This is a genomic window from Variovorax sp. FG153 (genome assembly GCF_057809595.1).
In genome coordinates, this window is sequence record NZ_JBMDKG010000004.1 from 241,488 (window position 1) to 257,637 (window position 16,150).

The window sequence follows — 16,150 nt, forward strand, 5'->3', positions numbered from 1 at the left end:
CAATGGTGCCCTCAACCCATGACGTTTACGTAAACGTCAATCCTACATGAATCTGCTCGAACGCGAACTCCACTACCCCCTCGGCGACACCCTGCCCGCCCCCGGCGAGGCCCTCGAAGTGGCGCCCGGCGTGCGCTGGATCCGGATGCGGCTGCCGTTCGCGCTCGACCACATCAACCTCTGGCTGCTGCGCGACAACTACCGCGGCGTCGAGGGCTGGACCGTGGTCGACTGCTGCATCTCGCGCGACGAGGCGCGGGCCCAGTGGGAGCAGATCTTCGAGACCCAGCTGCAGGGCCTGCCGATCGTGCGCGTGATCGTCACCCACATGCATCCCGACCACATCGGCTTGGCCGACTGGCTGTGCAAGCGCTGGAACGTGCCGCTGTGGATCAGCTCCACCGACTACCACGTGGCGCGCGTGCTCTGCAGCAGCGGCGACACGCTCGCCGGCGGCGAGCATGCCGCGCGCTTCTTCAGTGCGCACGGCCTGGCCAACCCCGAGGCGCTCGACAAGATCCGCGGCCGCACCAATTACTACGCCAACATGGTGCCCTCGGTGCCCGAGAGCTTCGTGCGCATGCTCGACGGCGAGAGCATCGACATCGGCGGCCATGCCTGGCGCTGCATCAGCGGCTACGGCCATGCCCCCGAGCACATCGCGCTGTACTGCGACGATCTCAAGCTGCTGCTGGGCGGCGACATGATGCTGCCGCGCATCTCGACCAACGTGAGCGTGTACGCGGGCGAGCCCGAGGCGAATTCGCTGCGCCTGTTCCTCGACAGCATCGAGCGCTTCAAGTCGCTGCCCGCCGACACCCTCGGCCTGCCCGCGCACGGCAAGCCCTTCACCGGCATCCACCGCCGCGTCGAACAGCTGCAGGAGCACCACCGCGACCGCCTGGCCGAGCTGCTCGAGGTCGCGCTGGCACGGCCGATCACGGCCTTCGAGGGACTGCCGATCCTGTTCAAGCGCGAACTCGACCTGCACCAGATGACCTTCGCGATGGGCGAGACCGTGGCGCACCTGCACCTGCTCTGGTTCTCGGGGCAGGTGAAGCGCGAGCTGGGCGCGGACGGCATCTACCGCTTCGGCGCCCTGGCCTGAGTTCCGGCACAGCGCGGCGCACGGCCGCGCATAGACTCGCGGGCATGAACATGTCGCACACGCTGGCCGATCTGCGCGCGGGCAGGCTGACGGGCGCCACGCGGCTCGACCTGAGCTGCGGCCTCGAGGAATTTCCGCGCGAAGTTTTCGAGCTGGCCGACACGCTCGAGGTGCTGAACCTCACGGGCAATGCGCTCGACCGCCTGCCCGACGACCTGGGCCGGCTGCACCGGCTGCGCGTGCTGTTCTGCTCCGACAACCGCTTCACGCGCTTGCCCGAATCGATCGGCGACTGCGCGAACCTCGACATCGTCGGCTTCAAGGCCAACCGCATCGCCGAGGTGCCGGCCGCGTCGCTCGCGCCCTCGCTGCGCTGGCTGATCCTGACCGACAACGCGATCGAGCGCCTGCCCGACACGCTGGGCGACTGCACGCGCATGCAGAAGCTGATGCTCGCGGGCAACCGCCTGAACAGCCTGCCCGAGACGCTGGCCGGCTGCACGCGGCTCGAGCTGCTGCGCATCTCCGCCAACCGCTTCGCGGCGCCGCCCGGCTGGCTGTGGTCGATGCCGCGGCTGTCGTGGCTGGCCGCCGCGGGCAATGCCTTCGATGCACGCGAGGAGGAGGCCGCGGCGATCGCGCCCGCGGTGCCGCGCATCGACTGGCACGCGCTGCAACTGGGCACACGGCTCGGCGAAGGCGCCTCGGGCGTGATCCACGAGGCGCTGCTGAACGAGCGGGAGCCGGTCGCGGTCAAGCTCTTCAAGGGGGCCGTCACCAGCGACGGCTGGCCACGCAGCGAACTCGCCGCCAGCATCGCGGCCGGCGCCCATGCCACCCTGATCGGCGCGCAGGGCCGCATCGACGGCCATCCCGAGGGCACGCAGGGCCTGGTGATGGCGCGCGTACCGGCGTCGTTCCGCACGCTCGCGGGGCCGCCGAGCCTGGCCTCGTGCACGCGCGACGTCTATGCCGACGACGCCCGCTGGTCCGCAGGCACCGCGCTGCGCATCGCGCGCGACATCGCCGCGGCGATGCGGCACCTGCATGCGCGCGGCCTGGTGCATGGCGACCTCTATGCGCACAACATCCTCTGGCATTCCGAAGACGGCGCGCGCCTGGGCGACTTCGGCGCCGCCTGGCTCGCCGATGCGCTGCCCGCCGGCGACGCGGCGCGCGCGCGGCAACTGGAGGTGCGCGCCTTCGGCTGCCTGCTCGAGGAACTGGCCGCGCGCTGCGATGAACCGCCTCCTGCGATGACGGCGCTGCGCGATCGCTGCCTGCAGCCCGAGGTGGCCTCGCGCCCTTCGGCCGCGGAGATCGCCGCGCTGCTCGAAGAGACTCTCGCATGAGCCGCGGCCGCCTCGCCCATCCGCCGCTGCCGATGCGCGACGGCGTGAGCGCGAGCTGCGTCGGCCTGCCGACCGAGGACCACTGGCCGACCATTGCCGACTTCCTGATCGCGCGCTTCACCGCGATCGCACCGGAGGCCTGGATGCAGCGCATCCGCGACGGCGAGGTGGTCGACGAGCACGGCGTGCCCGTCACGCCCGAGCGCCGCTACCAGGCGCCGCTGCGCGTCTTCTACTACCGCGCGCTCGACACCGAGCCGGCGATCCCGTTCGAGGAGCAGGTGCTGTACCGCGACGAGCACCTGCTGGTGGTCGACAAGCCGCACTTCGTGCCGGTCACGCCCACCGGCAAGTACCTGCACCACAGCCTGCTGGTGCGGCTCAAGCGCAAGCTCGGCATCGAGGCGCTGTCGCCGCTGCACCGCATCGACCGCAGCACCGCGGGCCTGGTGCTGTTCTCCGTGCGGCCCGAGACACGCGGCGCCTACCAAACCATGTTCGCGCAGCGCACGGTGCACAAGGACTACGAGGCGATCGTGCCGCTGCCCGGCGGCGAGGCCGCCGCGGCCGCGCTGCCGCCGGTCTACCGCAGCCGGCTGGTCGACGACGCGCACTTCATGCAGGTGAAGGAAGCGCCCGGTGAACCGAATTCCGAGACCGGCATCGCGGTGCTGAAGGCGTTCGACGGGCTCGCGCACCTCGCGCTCTCGCCGGTCACGGGCCGGCGGCACCAGCTGCGCGTGCACTGCCTGGCGCTGGGCATGCCGATCGTGAACGACCCCTTCTATCCGGTGCTGACGCCGGTCGACACCGACGACTTCGAGCGGCCGCTGCAACTGCTGGCGCGCTCCATCGCCTTCACCGATCCCCTGACCGGCGAGCCGCGCCGCTTCGACAGCCAGTTGCGCCTGCTGCTGGCGCCAAGGTGACGCCCGCGGCGCGACGCCGGCACTAAGCTGCGGCCTCCGGCTGCCCTTGCCTTTCCTCCATCGGGCGGCCCCACGCACACCAGGAGACGCCGCACATGGACACCACCCGACTCTTCTCGCTCCAGGGCCGCACCGCCCTCATCACCGGCGGCTCGCGCGGCATCGGCCGCATGATCGCCGAGGGCTACCTGGCGCAGGGCGCACGGGTCTACATCTCGGCGCGCAAGGCCGAGGCCTGCGACCAGACCGCCCAGGAACTGTCGGCCTTCGGGCATTGCGTGTCGCTGCCGGCCGACGTGTCGACGCTCGAAGGTGCGCAGGCGCTGGTCGCCGCGTTCGCGAAGCATGAGTCGTCGCTGGACATCCTCGTCAACAACGCCGGTGCCGCCTGGGGGGCGCCCTATGCGGAGTTTCCGGAGAGCGGCTGGGACAAGGTGGTGGACCTGAACCTCAAGACGCCGTTCTTCCTGACGCAGGCGTTGACGCCGTTGCTGAAGAAGGCGGCCGCGGGGGGCGATCACCTGGCGAAGGTGATCAACATCGCTTCGATCGACGGGGTCTCGGTGAATCCGCAGGAGACCTACTCGTACGCGGCGAGCAAGGCGGGGCTGATCCAACTCACGCGGCGCATGGCGCTGCGGCTGGCACAGGACGGGATCGTGGTGAGCGCGATCGCGCCGGGGGCCTTTGCCTCGAGCATGAACAAGGATGCCCGGGACCATGGGGATGAGATCAAGGGGCGGATTCCGGCGGGGCGGATCGGGAAGCCCGAGGACATGGCGGGGGCGGCGATTTATCTGGCTTCTGATGCGGGGGACTATGTGATGGGGTCTACGTTGGTTGTCGATGGGGGTGTGACGCACGCGCGTTGATTTTCTTGCTGCGTTTTTGTTGAGGCTGTTGGCCGGGTCTCGCCCCGGCGGGCGACTTACTTTTCTTGTCTCGCTGTATGGACCGGAGACATGGGTGACACATGTGCGAGGACATGGTGGACACCATCGGGCATATCGCCCGATCGGAAGACGACCATGCCCTGGAGCACCCGAGACACCATGAGCCTGAGAGAAGAGTTCGTTGCCCTGGCACGCCAGGAAGGTGCCAATCGGCGTGAGCTGTGCCGGCGCTTCGGCATCAGCCCGCAGACCGGCTACAAATGGCTCGCACGCAGCGCCACGCTGGGTGCCGCCGGCCTGGGCGATGCCAGTCGCCGCCCGCACCACAGCCCCGGCGAGACCTCGCCCGAACTTCAACAATCCATCGTCTCGCTGCGCCAGCAGCACCCTGCCTGGGGCGCACGCAAGCTCGCACGGCGCCTGAGCGACCTCGGACAGGGTTGCCTGGCTCCGAGCACCGTCAACTCCATCCTCAAGCGCCACGGCCTCATCAGCGCCCAGGCCAGCAGTGCGGCCACCGCCTGGCAGCGCTTCGAGCACGAGGCGCCCAACAGCCTCTGGCAGATCGACTTCAAGGGCTACGTGTCCACCGCAGCGGGGCCCTGCCATCCGCTGACGCTGCTGGACGACCACTCTCGCTACAACCTGGCCCTGCGCGCCTGTGCCCGCCAGCAAACGGCCAGCGTGAAGGAGCAGTTGCAGGACGTCTTCTCCCGCTACGGTCTGCCGGTGCGCATCAATGCGGACAACGGCGCACCCTGGGGCAGTCCGCGCGAGCCGGGCCAGCTCAGCGAACTCGCGCTGTGGCTCATCCGCCTGGGCGTGCGGGTGAGCTTCAGCAGCCCCTATCACCCGCAGACCAACGGCAAGGACGAGCGCTTCCATCGCAGCCTGAAGGCGGAGTTGCTGGCCGGGCGCAGCTTCCAGGATCTGGCGCAGGCACAGCAGCAGTTCGATCGCTGGAGGCGTATCTACAACCATGAGCGCCCGCACCAGGCGCTGGGCATGAACACCCCGGCGAGCCGGTATCGCGCCAGCGAGAGGGCCTATCCGAGGACGCTGCCACCGCTCGAGTACGGCCCGAACGACACGGTGGTGAAGGTCGGCTGGCTGGGGGAGGTGCGCTTCAAGAGCAAGCGCTTCAAGGTGTCCGCAGCACTCAAGGACCACGAGATCGCGCTGCGCGCGCAGCCCGGGCGAGAGGGCTGCTACGACGTCTACTTCGTGCACCACAAGCTGCGCGAGATCGACCTGCGCGAGGCCTGAGCCACCATGCAGAATGTGTCCACCATGTGCCCGGTCCATACAGGCGAGACAAAAGAAAGTGACTCGCCCGCCGGGGCGAGTCCCGGCCAACAGCCTCAGCAAGAAAAACTCACCCCCACCGAGGCACAGCCTCATCCTTCAACTGCTGCCTCAACACATCGTAATCCGGCACCACGCTTTCAACGGTCTCCCAGAACCGATGCGAGTGATCCATCACCCGCAGATGCGCCAACTCATGCGCCACCACATAGTCGATCACCGACAACCGAAAGTGGATCAACCGCCAGTTCAGCCGAATCGACCCATCCGCACTCGCACTCCCCCACCGCGTCGCCGCATTCGACAACGACAGCTTCGCCCACCGCACCCCCAGCAGCGGCGCGAAGTGATCGAGCCGCTCGATGAACAGCTTGCGTGCCTGCCGCATCAGCCAGGCCTGCGCCGCATCGCGGATCTGCGATGGCTCGGCGTTCTGCGCCACGGCCAGCCGCAGCAGCCGCGGACCCGTGCCGTCGCCCGCATCGAGCGCCCCGCCCACGCCCTCGAAGCCATGCTTCGGATCGAGCCGCACCACCACCGGCTCGCCGAGGAAGGGAAAGCCCGCGCCGTCCTTCCAGTCGATGCGCGTGGCCTCGACGCGCGCGTGGCGCTGCTGCGTCTCGGCGAGCTTGCGCAGGATCCAGTCGCCCTTCTCGCGGATCGCTGCATCGACGTCGCGCAGCGCGACCCAGCGCGGCGCGCGCACCGACAGGCCTTCGGCGCCGACGACGAAGCCGATGGTGCGGCGCTTGCCGCGCTTGAATTCGTAGGCGACGCGCGCCGCGCCCAGCATCAGCTCGCGCGAGGCCTGCGGATGCACGAAGCTCGCGGGCGCCAGGGTGTCGGCCAGCGGCACGGCCGGACGCGTGTCCTCGACCAGCGGCACCGTGGTGGTGGGCACGGCCACCACCGGCGGCACCGCGAAGGGCAGCGCGTCGGGCACGAGGCTGCCGGGCTGGCGCGCGCGCGGCCGTGCCGGGCCCGGGCTCTTGCGCCCGCGCGGCGCGGCGGGCGGCGGCGCGGCCACGGCGCCATCGCCGAACAGGTCCAGCGCCAGCTGCATCAGCTCCCGCATGCTCGATGTCCGGTGATCGACAAGAAAGAAACGACGGTCGACGGCGCGAACGCCTTCAACCCACCTTCTCGACCGCGGCGCCGCCGGCCACGCCACCGGTGGTATCGGCATCGCGGTACGCCTCGGGATCGAGGCGGTGCATCTCGGCCTCGATCCAGGCCTCGACCTCGCGCATCAGCTCGTCGGGCTTGCGTCCGGCGCTCGAGATCGGCACGCCGATCGACACGTCGACCACGCCGGAGCGCTTGATGAAGGCCTTGCGCGGCCAGACCTTGGCCGAGGTCACGGCGATCGGGATCACGGGCACGCCGGTCTCGCAGGCCAGGCGCGTGCCGCCGCTCTTGTAGGTGCCCTTCTGGCCGCGCGGGATGCGCGTGCCCTCGGGGAACATGATGATCCAGATGCCCTGCGCGAGCAGCTTGCGGCCCTGGCTCACCACCTTGTTGAAGGCCTGGGCACGCTGGCTGCGGTCGATGTGGATCATGTCGAGCCGGCCCATGGCCCAGCCGAAGAAGGGCACGTAGAGCAGCTCCTTCTTGAACACGTAGGCCAGCGGATGCGGCATCAGCGTGGGCATCAGGAAGGTCTCGAGCGTGGACTGGTGCTTGACCAGCAGGATCGCGCCCGCGAGCTTGTCGGCCGGCAGGTTCTCCATGCCGCTCACGCGCAGCCGGATGCCCAGGAGCGCGCGCGCGCCGCTGCCGACGGCCCAGGAGAGCCAGCGCGCCGCCATCCAATAGAGCGGTATGCCGCGCATCCAGATCGAGCACACCAGCATGATGATCGCCCAGGGGACGACGGTGACGAACATCCACAGCGCGTGGAGAACGGAACGGAGCAACGCCATCAGAGAGCCACCTGCATGGATTCGGCCCGCGCCTCGCGCGCGAGCAGGAAGTCGACGAAAGCGGCGAGGTCTTCGTGCACCCTCGTGTCCGCCGGATATTCGGGAGGCAGCGGATCGAAGCCGCGGCAGGCCGCGCCCATGCCGGTCAGCAGCAGGTGCGGTTCGCAGCCGGCGGCCGCGCCGGCCTGCAGGTCGCGCAGGCTGTCGCCCGCGGTGGGCACGCCCGCCAGGTCGATGCCGAAGCGGTCGCCGATCTGCTGGAACAGGCCCGGCTTGGGCTTGCGGCATTCGCAGTCCTCGTCGGGGCTGTGCGGGCAATAGAACACCGCATCGACACGCCCGCCCACGGCCGCGAGCATCTTGTGCATCTTGGCGTGCATCGCATTGAGCGAAGCCATGTCGAACAGACCGCGCCCCAGGCCCGACTGGTTCGACGCGATCACCACGTGCCAGCCCGCATGGTTGAGCCGCGCCACGGCCTCGAGCGCACCGGGCAGCGGCGTCCACTCGGTGTCGCTCTTCACGAAGTCTTCGCGGTGCACGTTGATCGTGCCGTTGCGGTCGAGGATCACGAGTTTCATGGAGGTGTTCCTTCAGACTCCAGCTTGCGTCGCTTCACCCAGGCGACCAGATGCGGCAGCGGGTACTTCGCCGCGTCCAGCATGCCGATGCGCTGCACCAGCGTATCGAGCGATACCAGGTCCTGCTTCAACAGCTCGCGCACGAAATCGGCGTCCTTCTCGCGACCGGCCACGCACTTGGAGACGACCAGGTCGTGCAGTTCCGGACAGATGGCCGTGATCTCGCCGACGTAGTGCAGACTGGCACGACTCATCCAGTCGCCGGGCATCACGGCGGTCTCGGGCCCGACACCATCGGCGAAATAACCGAAGGTCTCGTGAAAGCTCGAGTGCATACCGATCGCACCGTCGATCAGATCGGCGCGCTCCGGATGCAGCGCGGGGTAGAGATCGATTTCGCGCGATACCAGCAGCGACTCGGGCGGTTGATCGAGCAGCAGCAACACGGCCTGACTGCCGACGACCACAAAAGAACTTTCTTTCGAGATCGCCGCGGAAGCGCGCAATACATGCTGCAGTTCTTCGAGCTTCATGGGGTCGCGGCCTGCTCGCGCGCCTGCTTGAGCAATGCCATTCGTTCGACCTGCGAGACGAGGCCGCCGAGTGGCGACACGCTGCGCATGAGCTGTCCATGCTCGGACTCGACGAGCGCGGCATCTTCGAGCACGCCAGCATCGCCGGCGAGAAGACGCTCCCACTCGTCCCACAGCACGTCGGAGCGCGTGGGGCCCGACTGCTGGCGCCACCGTTCGAGGGTGCGGCGGGCCTGCTCGCGCAATGCGGGCTCCTGGCGCAGCACCGCCACCGCCCGCTGGTGCAGGGCGAGGGAGAACTGATCCAGTTGCTGTTGACGGTTCATGCGCGATCGGATTATCGAGCGACGGTCTTCAGACCGCCAGCCGCTCGAGTTGCGCCACGCGGTTCATCGCGGCATGCAGCGACATCAGCAGCCCCAGCCGGTTGAGCCGCAGGTCGGCCTGCTCGGCATTGACCATCACGCCGTCGAAGAAGGCATCGACCGGTTCGCGCAACGCGGCCAGGGTCTGCAGCGAGGCGGTGTAATCGCCGGCATCGAACTGGGCGTTGGCGGCGGGCACCACCTGCGCCATGGCGGCATGCAGCGCCTTCTCGGCGGGCTCCTGCAGCAGCAGCTCGCTGACGTGGGCGTCGGCCTCGGGGGCCTTCTTGAGGATGTTGCCGATGCGCTTGTTGGCCGCGGCCAGCGCGGCGGCGGCGGGCAGCACGGCGAAGGCGCGCACGGCGGCGAGCAGCTGAGGCACCTGGCCCAGGCGCTGCGGGCGCGGGGCCAGCACGGCGTCGACTTCCTGCGCGCTGGCGCCCTGCTCGCGCAGGCTGCCGGCGAGGCGGTCGAGAATGAAGTCCTGCAGCTCGACCGTGGCCTTGGAGGCATCGAAGCCCGCGATGCCCTGGAACTGCGCGGCGGCCCCGGCCAGCAGCGCGTCGAGGTCCAGCGGCAGGTTCTTCTCGATCAGCATGCGGATCGTGCCGAGCGCATGGCGGCGCAGCGCGAACGGATCGCGGTCGCCGGTGGGCAGGTTGCCGATGCCGAACATGCCGACCAGGGTCTCGAGCTTGTCGGCCAGCGCGACCACCAGGCCCACGCTGTTGCGCGGCAGTTCGTCGCCCGCGAAGCGCGGCTTGTAGTGGTCCTCGATGGCATCGGCCACGGCCGCGTCGAGGCCGTCGTGCAGCGCGTAGTAGCGGCCCATGATGCCCTGCAGCTCGGGGAACTCGCCGACCATGTCGGTCACGAGGTCGGCCTTGGCCAGCTGGGCGGCCTGCACGGCCTGGCGCGCCACGTTGGCATCGCCGAGCTTCTCGGCGATGGCGCGCGCGATGCGCATCACGCGTTCCACGCGCTCGCCCTGGGTGCCGAGCTTGTTGTGATAGACCACCTTGCCCAGCGATGCGACGCGCGAGGCCAGCGTCTTCTTGCGGTCCTGGTCGAAGAAGAACTTGGCGTCGGCCAGGCGCGGGCGCACCACGCGCTCGTTGCCGCCGATGACGGCGCTGGCATCGTCGGGGCTGATGTTGCTGACGACCAGGAACCGGTTGGTGAGCTTGCTCGACGCATCGAGCAGCGGGAAGTACTTCTGGTTCGCCTTCATCGTGAGGATCAGGCATTCCTGCGGCACCTCGAGGAATTCGCGCTCGAAGCTGCAGACCAGCACGTTGGGGCGCTCGACCAGCGCCGTCACCTCGTCGAGCAGCGCGTCGTCGTGGATCGGCACCGAGCCGCCGCCGACCTGGACCGCGGCCGCGGCGAGCTGGCGCGCGATCTCGGCGCGGCGCGCCTCGAAGCTCGCGATCACCGCGCCTTCGTCGCGCAGCTGCAGCGCGTAGCTGTCGGCATTGCGCAGCACCACGGGATCGACCGCGGCCTCGAAGCGGTGGCCATGCGTTTCGCGGCCGGCCTTGAGGCCCAGCGCCTCGATCGCCACCACGGCATCGCCGTGCAGCGCGACCAGGCCGTGCGCGGGGCGCACGAAGCTCACGCTGCTCCAGCCCGGCAGCTCGCAGCCGCTCTCGAGCTGGTAGCTCATGACCTTCGGGATCGGCAGCTTGGCGATGGCTTCGGCCAGCGCCTTCTGCAGGCCCTCGGCCAGGGTGGCGCCCTTGGCGGTGCTCTCGTAGAACAGGGCTTCGGCCTTGCCGTCCATGGCGCGCTTGAGGCCGGGCACGGCCGAGGCGTCGGCGCCGAGCGCGCCCAGGCGCTTGAGCAGCGCGGGCGTGGGCTGGCCCGAGGCATCGAGCCCCACGGCCACGGGCATCAGCTTCTGCGAGACGGCCTTGTCGGCGGCGCGCTCGGCCACGTGCGTGAGGTGCGCGGCCAGGCGGCGCGGCGAGGCGAAGGGCGTGAGCACCGAGCCGGCCTCGGCCAGGCCCTGGGCCACGAGCTGTTCGCGCAGCACGCCCGCGAAGGCCTCGCCGAGCTTCTTCAGCGCCTTCGGCGGCAGTTCTTCGACAAACAGTTCAACCAGCAGGGAGGTCTTGTTCATGGGGGTCGTCATCGCTCAGGCGGCCTTCTTCGGTGCGATCTGCGCGACCCATTCGCGCGGTGCCATCGGGAAGCCCAGCCGTTCCCGGCTGTCGTAGTAGCTCTGCGCCACGCTGCGCGCGAGGTTGCGGATGCGGCCGATGTAGGCCGCGCGTTCGGTCACGCTGATCGCGCCGCGCGCGTCGAGCAGGTTGAAGCTGTGCGCGGCCTTGAGCACCTGCTCGTAGGCCGGCAGCGCGAGCTGCTCGGCCATCAGGTGCCTGGCCTGCTTCTCGTGCGCGGCGAAGGCGGTGAACAGGAACTCGGCATCGGAATGCTCGAAGTTGTAGGTCGACTGCTCGACCTCGTTCTGCTTGTAGACGTCGCCGTAGCTCAGGCCCTCGGTCCACACGAGGTTGTAGACGTTGTCCACGCCCTGCAGGTACATCGCGAGGCGCTCGAGGCCGTAGGTGATCTCGCCGGTGATCGGCTTGCAGTCGATGCCGCCGACCTGCTGGAAGTAGGTGAACTGCGTCACCTCCATGCCGTTGAGCCAGACCTCCCAGCCCAGACCCCAGGCGCCGAGCGTGGGGTTCTCCCAGTCGTCCTCGACGAAGCGGATGTCGTTCTTCTTGAGGTCGAAGCCCAGCGCCTCGAGGCTGCCGAGGTAGAGCTCGAGGATGTTCGCGGGCGCGGGCTTGAGCACGACCTGGTACTGGTAGTAGTGCTGCAGGCGGTTCGGGTTCTCGCCATAGCGGCCGTCCTTGGGACGGCGGCTGGGCTGCACGTAGGCGGCCTTCCAGGGCTCGGGGCCGAGCGCGCGCAGGAAGGTGGCGGTGTGCGAGGTGCCCGCGCCCACTTCCATGTCGTACGGTTGCAGCAGCGCGCAGCCCTTGTCGGCCCAGTACGACTGCAATTTGAGAATGATTTGCTGGAAGGTCAACATGAAGGGTGCCGGCCGGCGCGGCCGGGCGTTGGACGAAAGCGCGGCGGTGCGCCGCGAAAGCCCGCGATTTTACGGGCGGAGGGCAACTCTCCCACAGCGGGTCGGGAAGGCGCCTGCCACGGACCGGGCGCGGGCCGTGCGACAAACCGGGGTCCGCGCGGGCCCCTGTCTTCCACGGCCGCGCGGTCGACGCTTTTTCAGCCGGCCGGGAACGCCCGCCCGCCGCGCCGATCCGACTCCCTCTCACGAGCCCCCAGCCCCCTACGACCCCATGCCAGTGCCCGAGACCGGCCCGAACACCCCGCTCTTCATCGTGCTCAATGCCGCCTCCGGCAGCGAGGACGCCGTCCAGGCCCGCGAGGTCATCGAGGAAGGCTGCGCCGCGGCCGACCGCCGGCTGCGCATCTTCACGGTCGACCGCGGCAGCGCCGACGACGGCCCCGGCAGCCTGCGCGCGCTGGCGCGCGAGGCGGTGGAGCGCGCGCGGGCCGCCGGCGGCGTGGTGGTGGCCGCGGGCGGCGACGGCACGATCAATGCCGTGGCCCAGGCCACGCTGGGCAGCGGCTGCGCCTTCGGCGTGCTGCCGCAGGGCACCTTCAACTACTTCAGCCGCGCCCACGGCATCCCGCGCGACACCGCGCAGGCGCTCGAGGTGCTGCTGACCCAGCCGCCGCGGCCGGTGCAGGTCGGACTGCTCAACGACCGCGCCTTCCTGGTCAACGCCAGCCTGGGCCTGTATGCCCAACTGCTCGAGGAGCGCGAGCACTACAAGTCGCGCTACGGGCGCAACCGCCTGATCGCGCTCGGCGCGGGCCTGCTCACGGTGCTGCGCGGCCACCGCACGCTCGACCTGCGCATGGCCTGGCGCGGCCAGGAGCGCGCGATCCGCACGCCCACGCTGTTCGTGGGCAACAACCCGCTGCAGCTGCTGCAGATCGGCATCGAGCATGCCGACGCGCCCGAGCAGGGGCAGCTGGCGGCGGTGGCGCTCAAGCCCCATGGCCTGCTGTCGATGCCGGGGCTGCTGCTGCGCGGCGCGCTCGGGCGGCTCGGCGAGGCCGACGAGGTGCTGAGCTTTCCCTTCGAATCGATGACGGTGCGCATCGGCCGCGCGGGCAGCCGCGGCCCGCGGCGCGTGAAGGTGGCGACCGACGGCGAGATCGGCTGGGCCGAGATGCCGCTGCTGTTCCGCGTCTCGCCCGAGCCGCTGTGGCTGATACGGCCCGACGTGGCACCCGAGCTCGAGGCGGCCAAGCAATGAGCGTGTTGCTGCAGGTGTCCGACCCGCACTTCGGCACCGAGCAGCCGCCGGTGCTGGCGGCGCTCGAGCGGCTGGCGCGCGAGCTCGCGCCCGAGCTGCTGGTGCTGTCGGGCGACATCACCCAGCGCGCCACGCGCGCGCAGTTCGCGGCAGCGCGTGCCTTCGTCGACCGGCTGGCGCCGCGGGCGCTGCTGGCGATCCCGGGCAACCACGACATCCCGCTGTTCCAGCTCGCGGCGCGCGCCTTCGCGCCCTACGGCCGCTACAGCGAGGCCTTCGGCGACGAGCTCGAGCCGGTGGTCGACCTGCCCGGCTGGCTGGCGATCGGCGTCAAGACCACGCGCCGCTGGCGCCACGAGGACGGCGAGGTGTCGCGCGCGCAGGTCGAGCGCGTGGCGCGACGGCTCGCCGCGGCGGCGCCTTCGCAGCTGCGCGTGGTGGTCACGCACCAGCCGGTGGCGGTGACGCGGCGCGAGGACATCGGCAACCGGCTGCATGGCGGCGAGGCCGCCGCGGCGCGCTGGGCTCAGGCCGGTGCCGACCTGGTGCTCGGCGGCCACATCCACCTGCCCTTCGTGCTGCCGCTGCACGAATGCCTCGTCGATGTCCCGCGGCCGATGTGGGCGGTGCAGGCGGGCACGGCGGTGTCGTGGCGCGTGCGCGCGGGGCATCCGAACTCGGTCAACGTGGTGCGGCGCGACGATGGCGCGCACGCTTGCATGGTCGAGCGCTGGGACTACGCAGCCGAGCGCCAGGCCTTCGTGCTCGCCGACGCCGTAAGGCTTTCGCTTGCCAGCGCGGCGGCGCCGCTTTAGGGTGCGCCGCATGTCATCGGCAGTCCCCGTCCCTTCCTCCCTTTCTTCCTCTCCCCTCCCCACCCCGCCCGCCCTGGTCGCGCATGCCGAACAGCTCGGCGCCCATGCGCTGGGCGGCTTCCTCTCGCTGCTGCTGGCCTCGGTGCTGGCCGCCGGCCTGGCCTGCTGGATGGCGCAGCGCCGCCGGCTCGCGCTGGCCGCGGAAGAAGAACCCGACGAGCCCCGGCTGGTGTTCGCGCTGGTGCTGGGCTTCGCGACGATCCTCGGTGCCTCCAGCCTGTTTGCCTGGATCGCCTCGAACCTCGGCGACGGCCGCACGCTGGGCCTGGCCGACCAGGCACTGACCGACGCGATCGCGCAGCACATGCCGCACGGCGTGATCCTCGCGTTCAGCTGGCTCACGCGGCTCGGCGACTTCGCCACGCTGGCGCCGGTGGCGGTGCTGGTGGCGCTGCTGCTGTGGCACCGCTCGCACCGCGGCCTGGCGCTCGGCTGGTCGATGGCGCTGGTGGGCATCGTGCTGCTGAACCCGGCGCTCAAGCAGATCTTCGCGCGCGCCCGGCCGCTGCACGACCACGGCCTGGCGCACGAGACCAGCTACAGCTTCCCGAGCGGCCACAGCGCGGGCGCGATCGTGAGCTACGGCATGCTGGTCTATCTCGCGCTGCGCCTGCTGCCGCCGCGCTGGCACGTGGCGGCGGCGATGGCCGGCGCCGCCGCGATCGTCACCATCGCCTGCAGCCGGATCTTCCTGCAGGTGCACTTCGCGAGCGACGTGGTGGCGGGCCTGCTGACCGGGCTGGCCTGGCTGCTGGTGTGCGTGGGCGGGCTGGAGTTCGCGCGGCACCGCCAGCGGCGGCGCGCGCGCTGAAACCCTTGCCCATGAAAAAAAGGCCGCGCCCTCCCCTGCGGAAGGAACGCGGCCCCGGCGACCGGCGCGGATCGAGCGATCAGTATTCCCAGAAGATGCGCTGCAGTTCCTTGGTGTCGCTGGTCTTGGTCAGCGCGACCATCGCGAGGATGCGCGCCTTCTGCGGGCGCAGGTCGTGCGCCACCACCCAGTCGTACTTGTCGTCGGGCTGCTCGGCATTGCGGATCACGAAGCCGTCGGGCACGCGCGAGCTGCGGATGACGACGATGCCGTCGGCGCGCACCTTCTGCAGGTTCGGCACGATGCGGTCGGCGACCGAACCGTTGCCGGTGCCGCCATGGATCAGCGCCTTGATGCCGCTCTTGGCGAGCGCGTCGATGGCGGTCGAGGACACGCCCTCGTAGCCCATCGCGATCTCGACCGGCGGCAGCGCGCTGATCTGGTCGATGTTGAACTCCGAGAACATGGTGTGGCGCTTGACCGGCGCGCGGAACCAGTAGTTCTTGCCCTCGACCACCATGCCCAGCGGGCCCCACTGGCTCGAGAAGGCGCTGGTCTTGATGTTCACGCTCTTGCTCACGTCGCGCGCGGTGTCGATGTTGTCGTTCATCGTCACCAGCACGCCCTTGCCCGCGGCGTCCTTGCTGCCGGCCACCGTCACGGCGTCGTACAGGTTGAGCGCGCCGTCGGCCGACAGCGCGGTGCCCGGACGCATCGAGCCGACCACCACGATCGGCTTGGGCGTGTGCACGGTCAGGGTCAGGAAGTAGGCGGTTTCTTCCAGCGTGTCGGTGCCGTGCGTGATCACGATGCCGTCGACGTCGCTCTGCTTGGACAGCGCCGACACGCGCCGGGCGAGCGTGAGCAGGTTGTCGTTGGTGAGGCTCTCGGAGGCGACCTGGAACACCTGTTCGCCGCGCACGTTGGCGACCTTGGAGAGCTCGGGCAGGCCCGCGATCAGCTTGTCGACGCCGACCTTGGCGGCCGCGTAGGTGGCGCTGTTGACGGCCGAGGCGCCCGCGCCCGCGATGGTGCCGCCGGTGGCCAGGATCACCACGTTGGGAAGCGCCTGCTGCGCCTGAGCGAGCGCGCTGGCCGCCAGCATCGCGGCACCGGCCGCGAGGGCCCTGAAGCGGGGGGAAAGGTACATGGAGAACTCCTTGTGTTGA

General features: G+C 70.0%; 16 protein-coding genes. 8 read left to right on the plus strand and 8 right to left on the minus strand.

Translation table 11 applies throughout. The annotated features are described in order from the left end of the window. Window positions 1-46: 46 nt before the first annotated feature. From ACODT0_RS07760 to ACODT0_RS07780, 5 genes are all read left to right on the plus strand, one after another. Window positions 47-1,108 (plus strand): MBL fold metallo-hydrolase, encoded by a 1,062-nt coding sequence (locus ACODT0_RS07760; protein ID WP_057596582.1) that lies wholly within the window; start codon window positions 47-49, stop codon window positions 1,106-1,108. A 50-nt stretch (window positions 1,109-1,158) separates the two neighbouring features. Further along, window positions 1,159-2,460, plus strand: a complete 1,302-nt coding sequence (locus tag ACODT0_RS07765) for a leucine-rich repeat-containing protein kinase family protein (protein WP_489041007.1) — start codon at window positions 1,159-1,161, stop codon at window positions 2,458-2,460. Continuing rightward, entirely contained in the window at window positions 2,457-3,389 is a 933-nt protein-coding gene (locus ACODT0_RS07770; RefSeq protein WP_261217246.1) for a pseudouridine synthase, read from the plus strand. The genes ACODT0_RS07765 and ACODT0_RS07770 overlap by 4 nt, the downstream gene beginning before the upstream one ends. Before the next feature lie 95 nt (window positions 3,390-3,484). Further along, entirely contained in the window at window positions 3,485-4,261 is a 777-nt protein-coding gene (locus tag ACODT0_RS07775) for an SDR family oxidoreductase (RefSeq protein ID WP_489040997.1), read from the plus strand. Between the two features lie 156 nt (window positions 4,262-4,417). Then, window positions 4,418-5,548, plus strand: a complete 1,131-nt coding sequence (locus tag ACODT0_RS07780; protein WP_413762712.1) for an IS481 family transposase — start codon at window positions 4,418-4,420, stop codon at window positions 5,546-5,548. A gap of 109 nt (window positions 5,549-5,657) precedes the next feature. Here ACODT0_RS07780 and ACODT0_RS07785 read toward each other — a convergent pair whose 3' ends face one another. The 7 genes from ACODT0_RS07785 to glyQ are packed head-to-tail and all read right to left on the minus strand — an operon-like array spanning window position 5,658 to window position 12,034. Continuing rightward, a complete protein-coding gene (locus ACODT0_RS07785; protein ID WP_489041008.1) occupies window positions 5,658-6,662 on the minus strand; it encodes a M48 family metallopeptidase in 1,005 nt (334 codons plus the stop codon). Window positions 6,663-6,717: 55 nt separating this feature from the next. Then, the gene (locus ACODT0_RS07790) at window positions 6,718-7,509 is read right to left on the minus strand and encodes a lysophospholipid acyltransferase family protein (RefSeq protein ID WP_489040998.1); all 792 of its coding nucleotides are present in this window, start codon (window positions 7,507-7,509) and stop codon (window positions 6,718-6,720) included. Next, window positions 7,509-8,090 carry a D-glycero-beta-D-manno-heptose 1,7-bisphosphate 7-phosphatase gene (gene gmhB / locus ACODT0_RS07795; RefSeq protein WP_172705816.1) on the minus strand — a complete coding sequence of 194 codons (582 nt, stop codon included), beginning with the start codon at window positions 8,088-8,090 and terminating at the stop codon, window positions 7,509-7,511. The genes ACODT0_RS07790 and gmhB overlap by 1 nt, the downstream gene beginning before the upstream one ends. Beyond that, on the minus strand, window positions 8,087-8,623 hold the full coding sequence (locus ACODT0_RS07800; RefSeq protein ID WP_093348278.1) for a DUF6036 family nucleotidyltransferase: 537 nt from the start codon (window positions 8,621-8,623) through the stop codon (window positions 8,087-8,089). The genes gmhB and ACODT0_RS07800 overlap by 4 nt, the downstream gene beginning before the upstream one ends. Further along, window positions 8,620-8,949: a hypothetical protein gene (locus tag ACODT0_RS07805; RefSeq protein ID WP_261217264.1), complete on the minus strand. Its 330-nt coding sequence runs from the start codon at window positions 8,947-8,949 to the stop codon at window positions 8,620-8,622. Before ACODT0_RS07805 ends, ACODT0_RS07800 begins: the two co-directional genes overlap by 4 nt. A gap of 28 nt (window positions 8,950-8,977) precedes the next feature. Then, on the minus strand, window positions 8,978-11,110 hold the full coding sequence (gene glyS, locus ACODT0_RS07810; protein WP_057596588.1) for a glycine--tRNA ligase subunit beta: 2,133 nt from the start codon (window positions 11,108-11,110) through the stop codon (window positions 8,978-8,980). Between the two features lie 15 nt (window positions 11,111-11,125). Then, window positions 11,126-12,034, minus strand: coding sequence for a glycine--tRNA ligase subunit alpha (glyQ, locus tag ACODT0_RS07815; RefSeq protein ID WP_057596589.1), 909 nt, complete (start codon window positions 12,032-12,034; stop codon window positions 11,126-11,128). Between the two features lie 271 nt (window positions 12,035-12,305). Here glyQ and ACODT0_RS07820 point away from each other — a divergent pair, with 271 nt between their 5' ends. The 3 genes from ACODT0_RS07820 to ACODT0_RS07830 are packed head-to-tail and all read left to right on the plus strand — an operon-like array spanning window position 12,306 to window position 14,981. Then, window positions 12,306-13,295 (plus strand): diacylglycerol/lipid kinase family protein, encoded by a 990-nt coding sequence (locus ACODT0_RS07820; RefSeq protein ID WP_057597928.1) that lies wholly within the window; start codon window positions 12,306-12,308, stop codon window positions 13,293-13,295. Then, entirely contained in the window at window positions 13,292-14,110 is an 819-nt protein-coding gene (locus ACODT0_RS07825) for a metallophosphoesterase family protein (protein ID WP_057597927.1), read from the plus strand. Before ACODT0_RS07820 ends, ACODT0_RS07825 begins: the two co-directional genes overlap by 4 nt. Before the next feature lie 10 nt (window positions 14,111-14,120). After that, window positions 14,121-14,981 (plus strand): phosphatase PAP2 family protein, encoded by an 861-nt coding sequence (locus ACODT0_RS07830; protein WP_261217271.1) that lies wholly within the window; start codon window positions 14,121-14,123, stop codon window positions 14,979-14,981. 79 nt (window positions 14,982-15,060) lie between these two features. Here ACODT0_RS07830 and ACODT0_RS07835 read toward each other — a convergent pair whose 3' ends face one another. Continuing rightward, window positions 15,061-16,131, minus strand: a complete 1,071-nt coding sequence (locus ACODT0_RS07835) for an asparaginase (protein ID WP_057596982.1) — start codon at window positions 16,129-16,131, stop codon at window positions 15,061-15,063. Window positions 16,132-16,150 lie beyond the last annotated feature (19 nt).

What these genes read in the sequence shown, in the direction of transcription:
- ACODT0_RS07770 (WP_261217246.1), top strand. Translation starts at nt 2,457, where the DNA reads ATGAGCCGCGGCCGCCTCGCCCATCCGCCGCTGCCGATGCGCGACGGC.
- ACODT0_RS07785 (WP_489041008.1), bottom strand. Translation starts at nt 6,662, where the DNA reads ATGCGGGAGCTGATGCAGCTGGCGCTGGACCTGTTCGGCGATGGCGCC.
- ACODT0_RS07820 (WP_057597928.1), top strand. Translation starts at nt 12,306, where the DNA reads ATGCCAGTGCCCGAGACCGGCCCGAACACCCCGCTCTTCATCGTGCTC.
- ACODT0_RS07825 (WP_057597927.1), top strand. Translation starts at nt 13,292, where the DNA reads ATGAGCGTGTTGCTGCAGGTGTCCGACCCGCACTTCGGCACCGAGCAG.
- ACODT0_RS07790 (WP_489040998.1), bottom strand. Translation starts at nt 7,509, where the DNA reads ATGGCGTTGCTCCGTTCCGTTCTCCACGCGCTGTGGATGTTCGTCACC.
- ACODT0_RS07765 (WP_489041007.1), top strand. Translation starts at nt 1,159, where the DNA reads ATGTCGCACACGCTGGCCGATCTGCGCGCGGGCAGGCTGACGGGCGCC.
- ACODT0_RS07835 (WP_057596982.1), bottom strand. Translation starts at nt 16,131, where the DNA reads ATGTACCTTTCCCCCCGCTTCAGGGCCCTCGCGGCCGGTGCCGCGATG.
- gmhB (WP_172705816.1), bottom strand. Translation starts at nt 8,090, where the DNA reads ATGAAACTCGTGATCCTCGACCGCAACGGCACGATCAACGTGCACCGC.
- ACODT0_RS07775 (WP_489040997.1), top strand. Translation starts at nt 3,485, where the DNA reads ATGGACACCACCCGACTCTTCTCGCTCCAGGGCCGCACCGCCCTCATC.
- glyS (WP_057596588.1), bottom strand. Translation starts at nt 11,110, where the DNA reads ATGAACAAGACCTCCCTGCTGGTTGAACTGTTTGTCGAAGAACTGCCG.
- ACODT0_RS07805 (WP_261217264.1), bottom strand. Translation starts at nt 8,949, where the DNA reads ATGAACCGTCAACAGCAACTGGATCAGTTCTCCCTCGCCCTGCACCAG.
- ACODT0_RS07830 (WP_261217271.1), top strand. Translation starts at nt 14,121, where the DNA reads ATGTCATCGGCAGTCCCCGTCCCTTCCTCCCTTTCTTCCTCTCCCCTC.
- glyQ (WP_057596589.1), bottom strand. Translation starts at nt 12,034, where the DNA reads ATGTTGACCTTCCAGCAAATCATTCTCAAATTGCAGTCGTACTGGGCC.
- ACODT0_RS07780 (WP_413762712.1), top strand. Translation starts at nt 4,418, where the DNA reads ATGCCCTGGAGCACCCGAGACACCATGAGCCTGAGAGAAGAGTTCGTT.
- ACODT0_RS07760 (WP_057596582.1), top strand. Translation starts at nt 47, where the DNA reads ATGAATCTGCTCGAACGCGAACTCCACTACCCCCTCGGCGACACCCTG.
- ACODT0_RS07800 (WP_093348278.1), bottom strand. Translation starts at nt 8,623, where the DNA reads ATGAAGCTCGAAGAACTGCAGCATGTATTGCGCGCTTCCGCGGCGATC.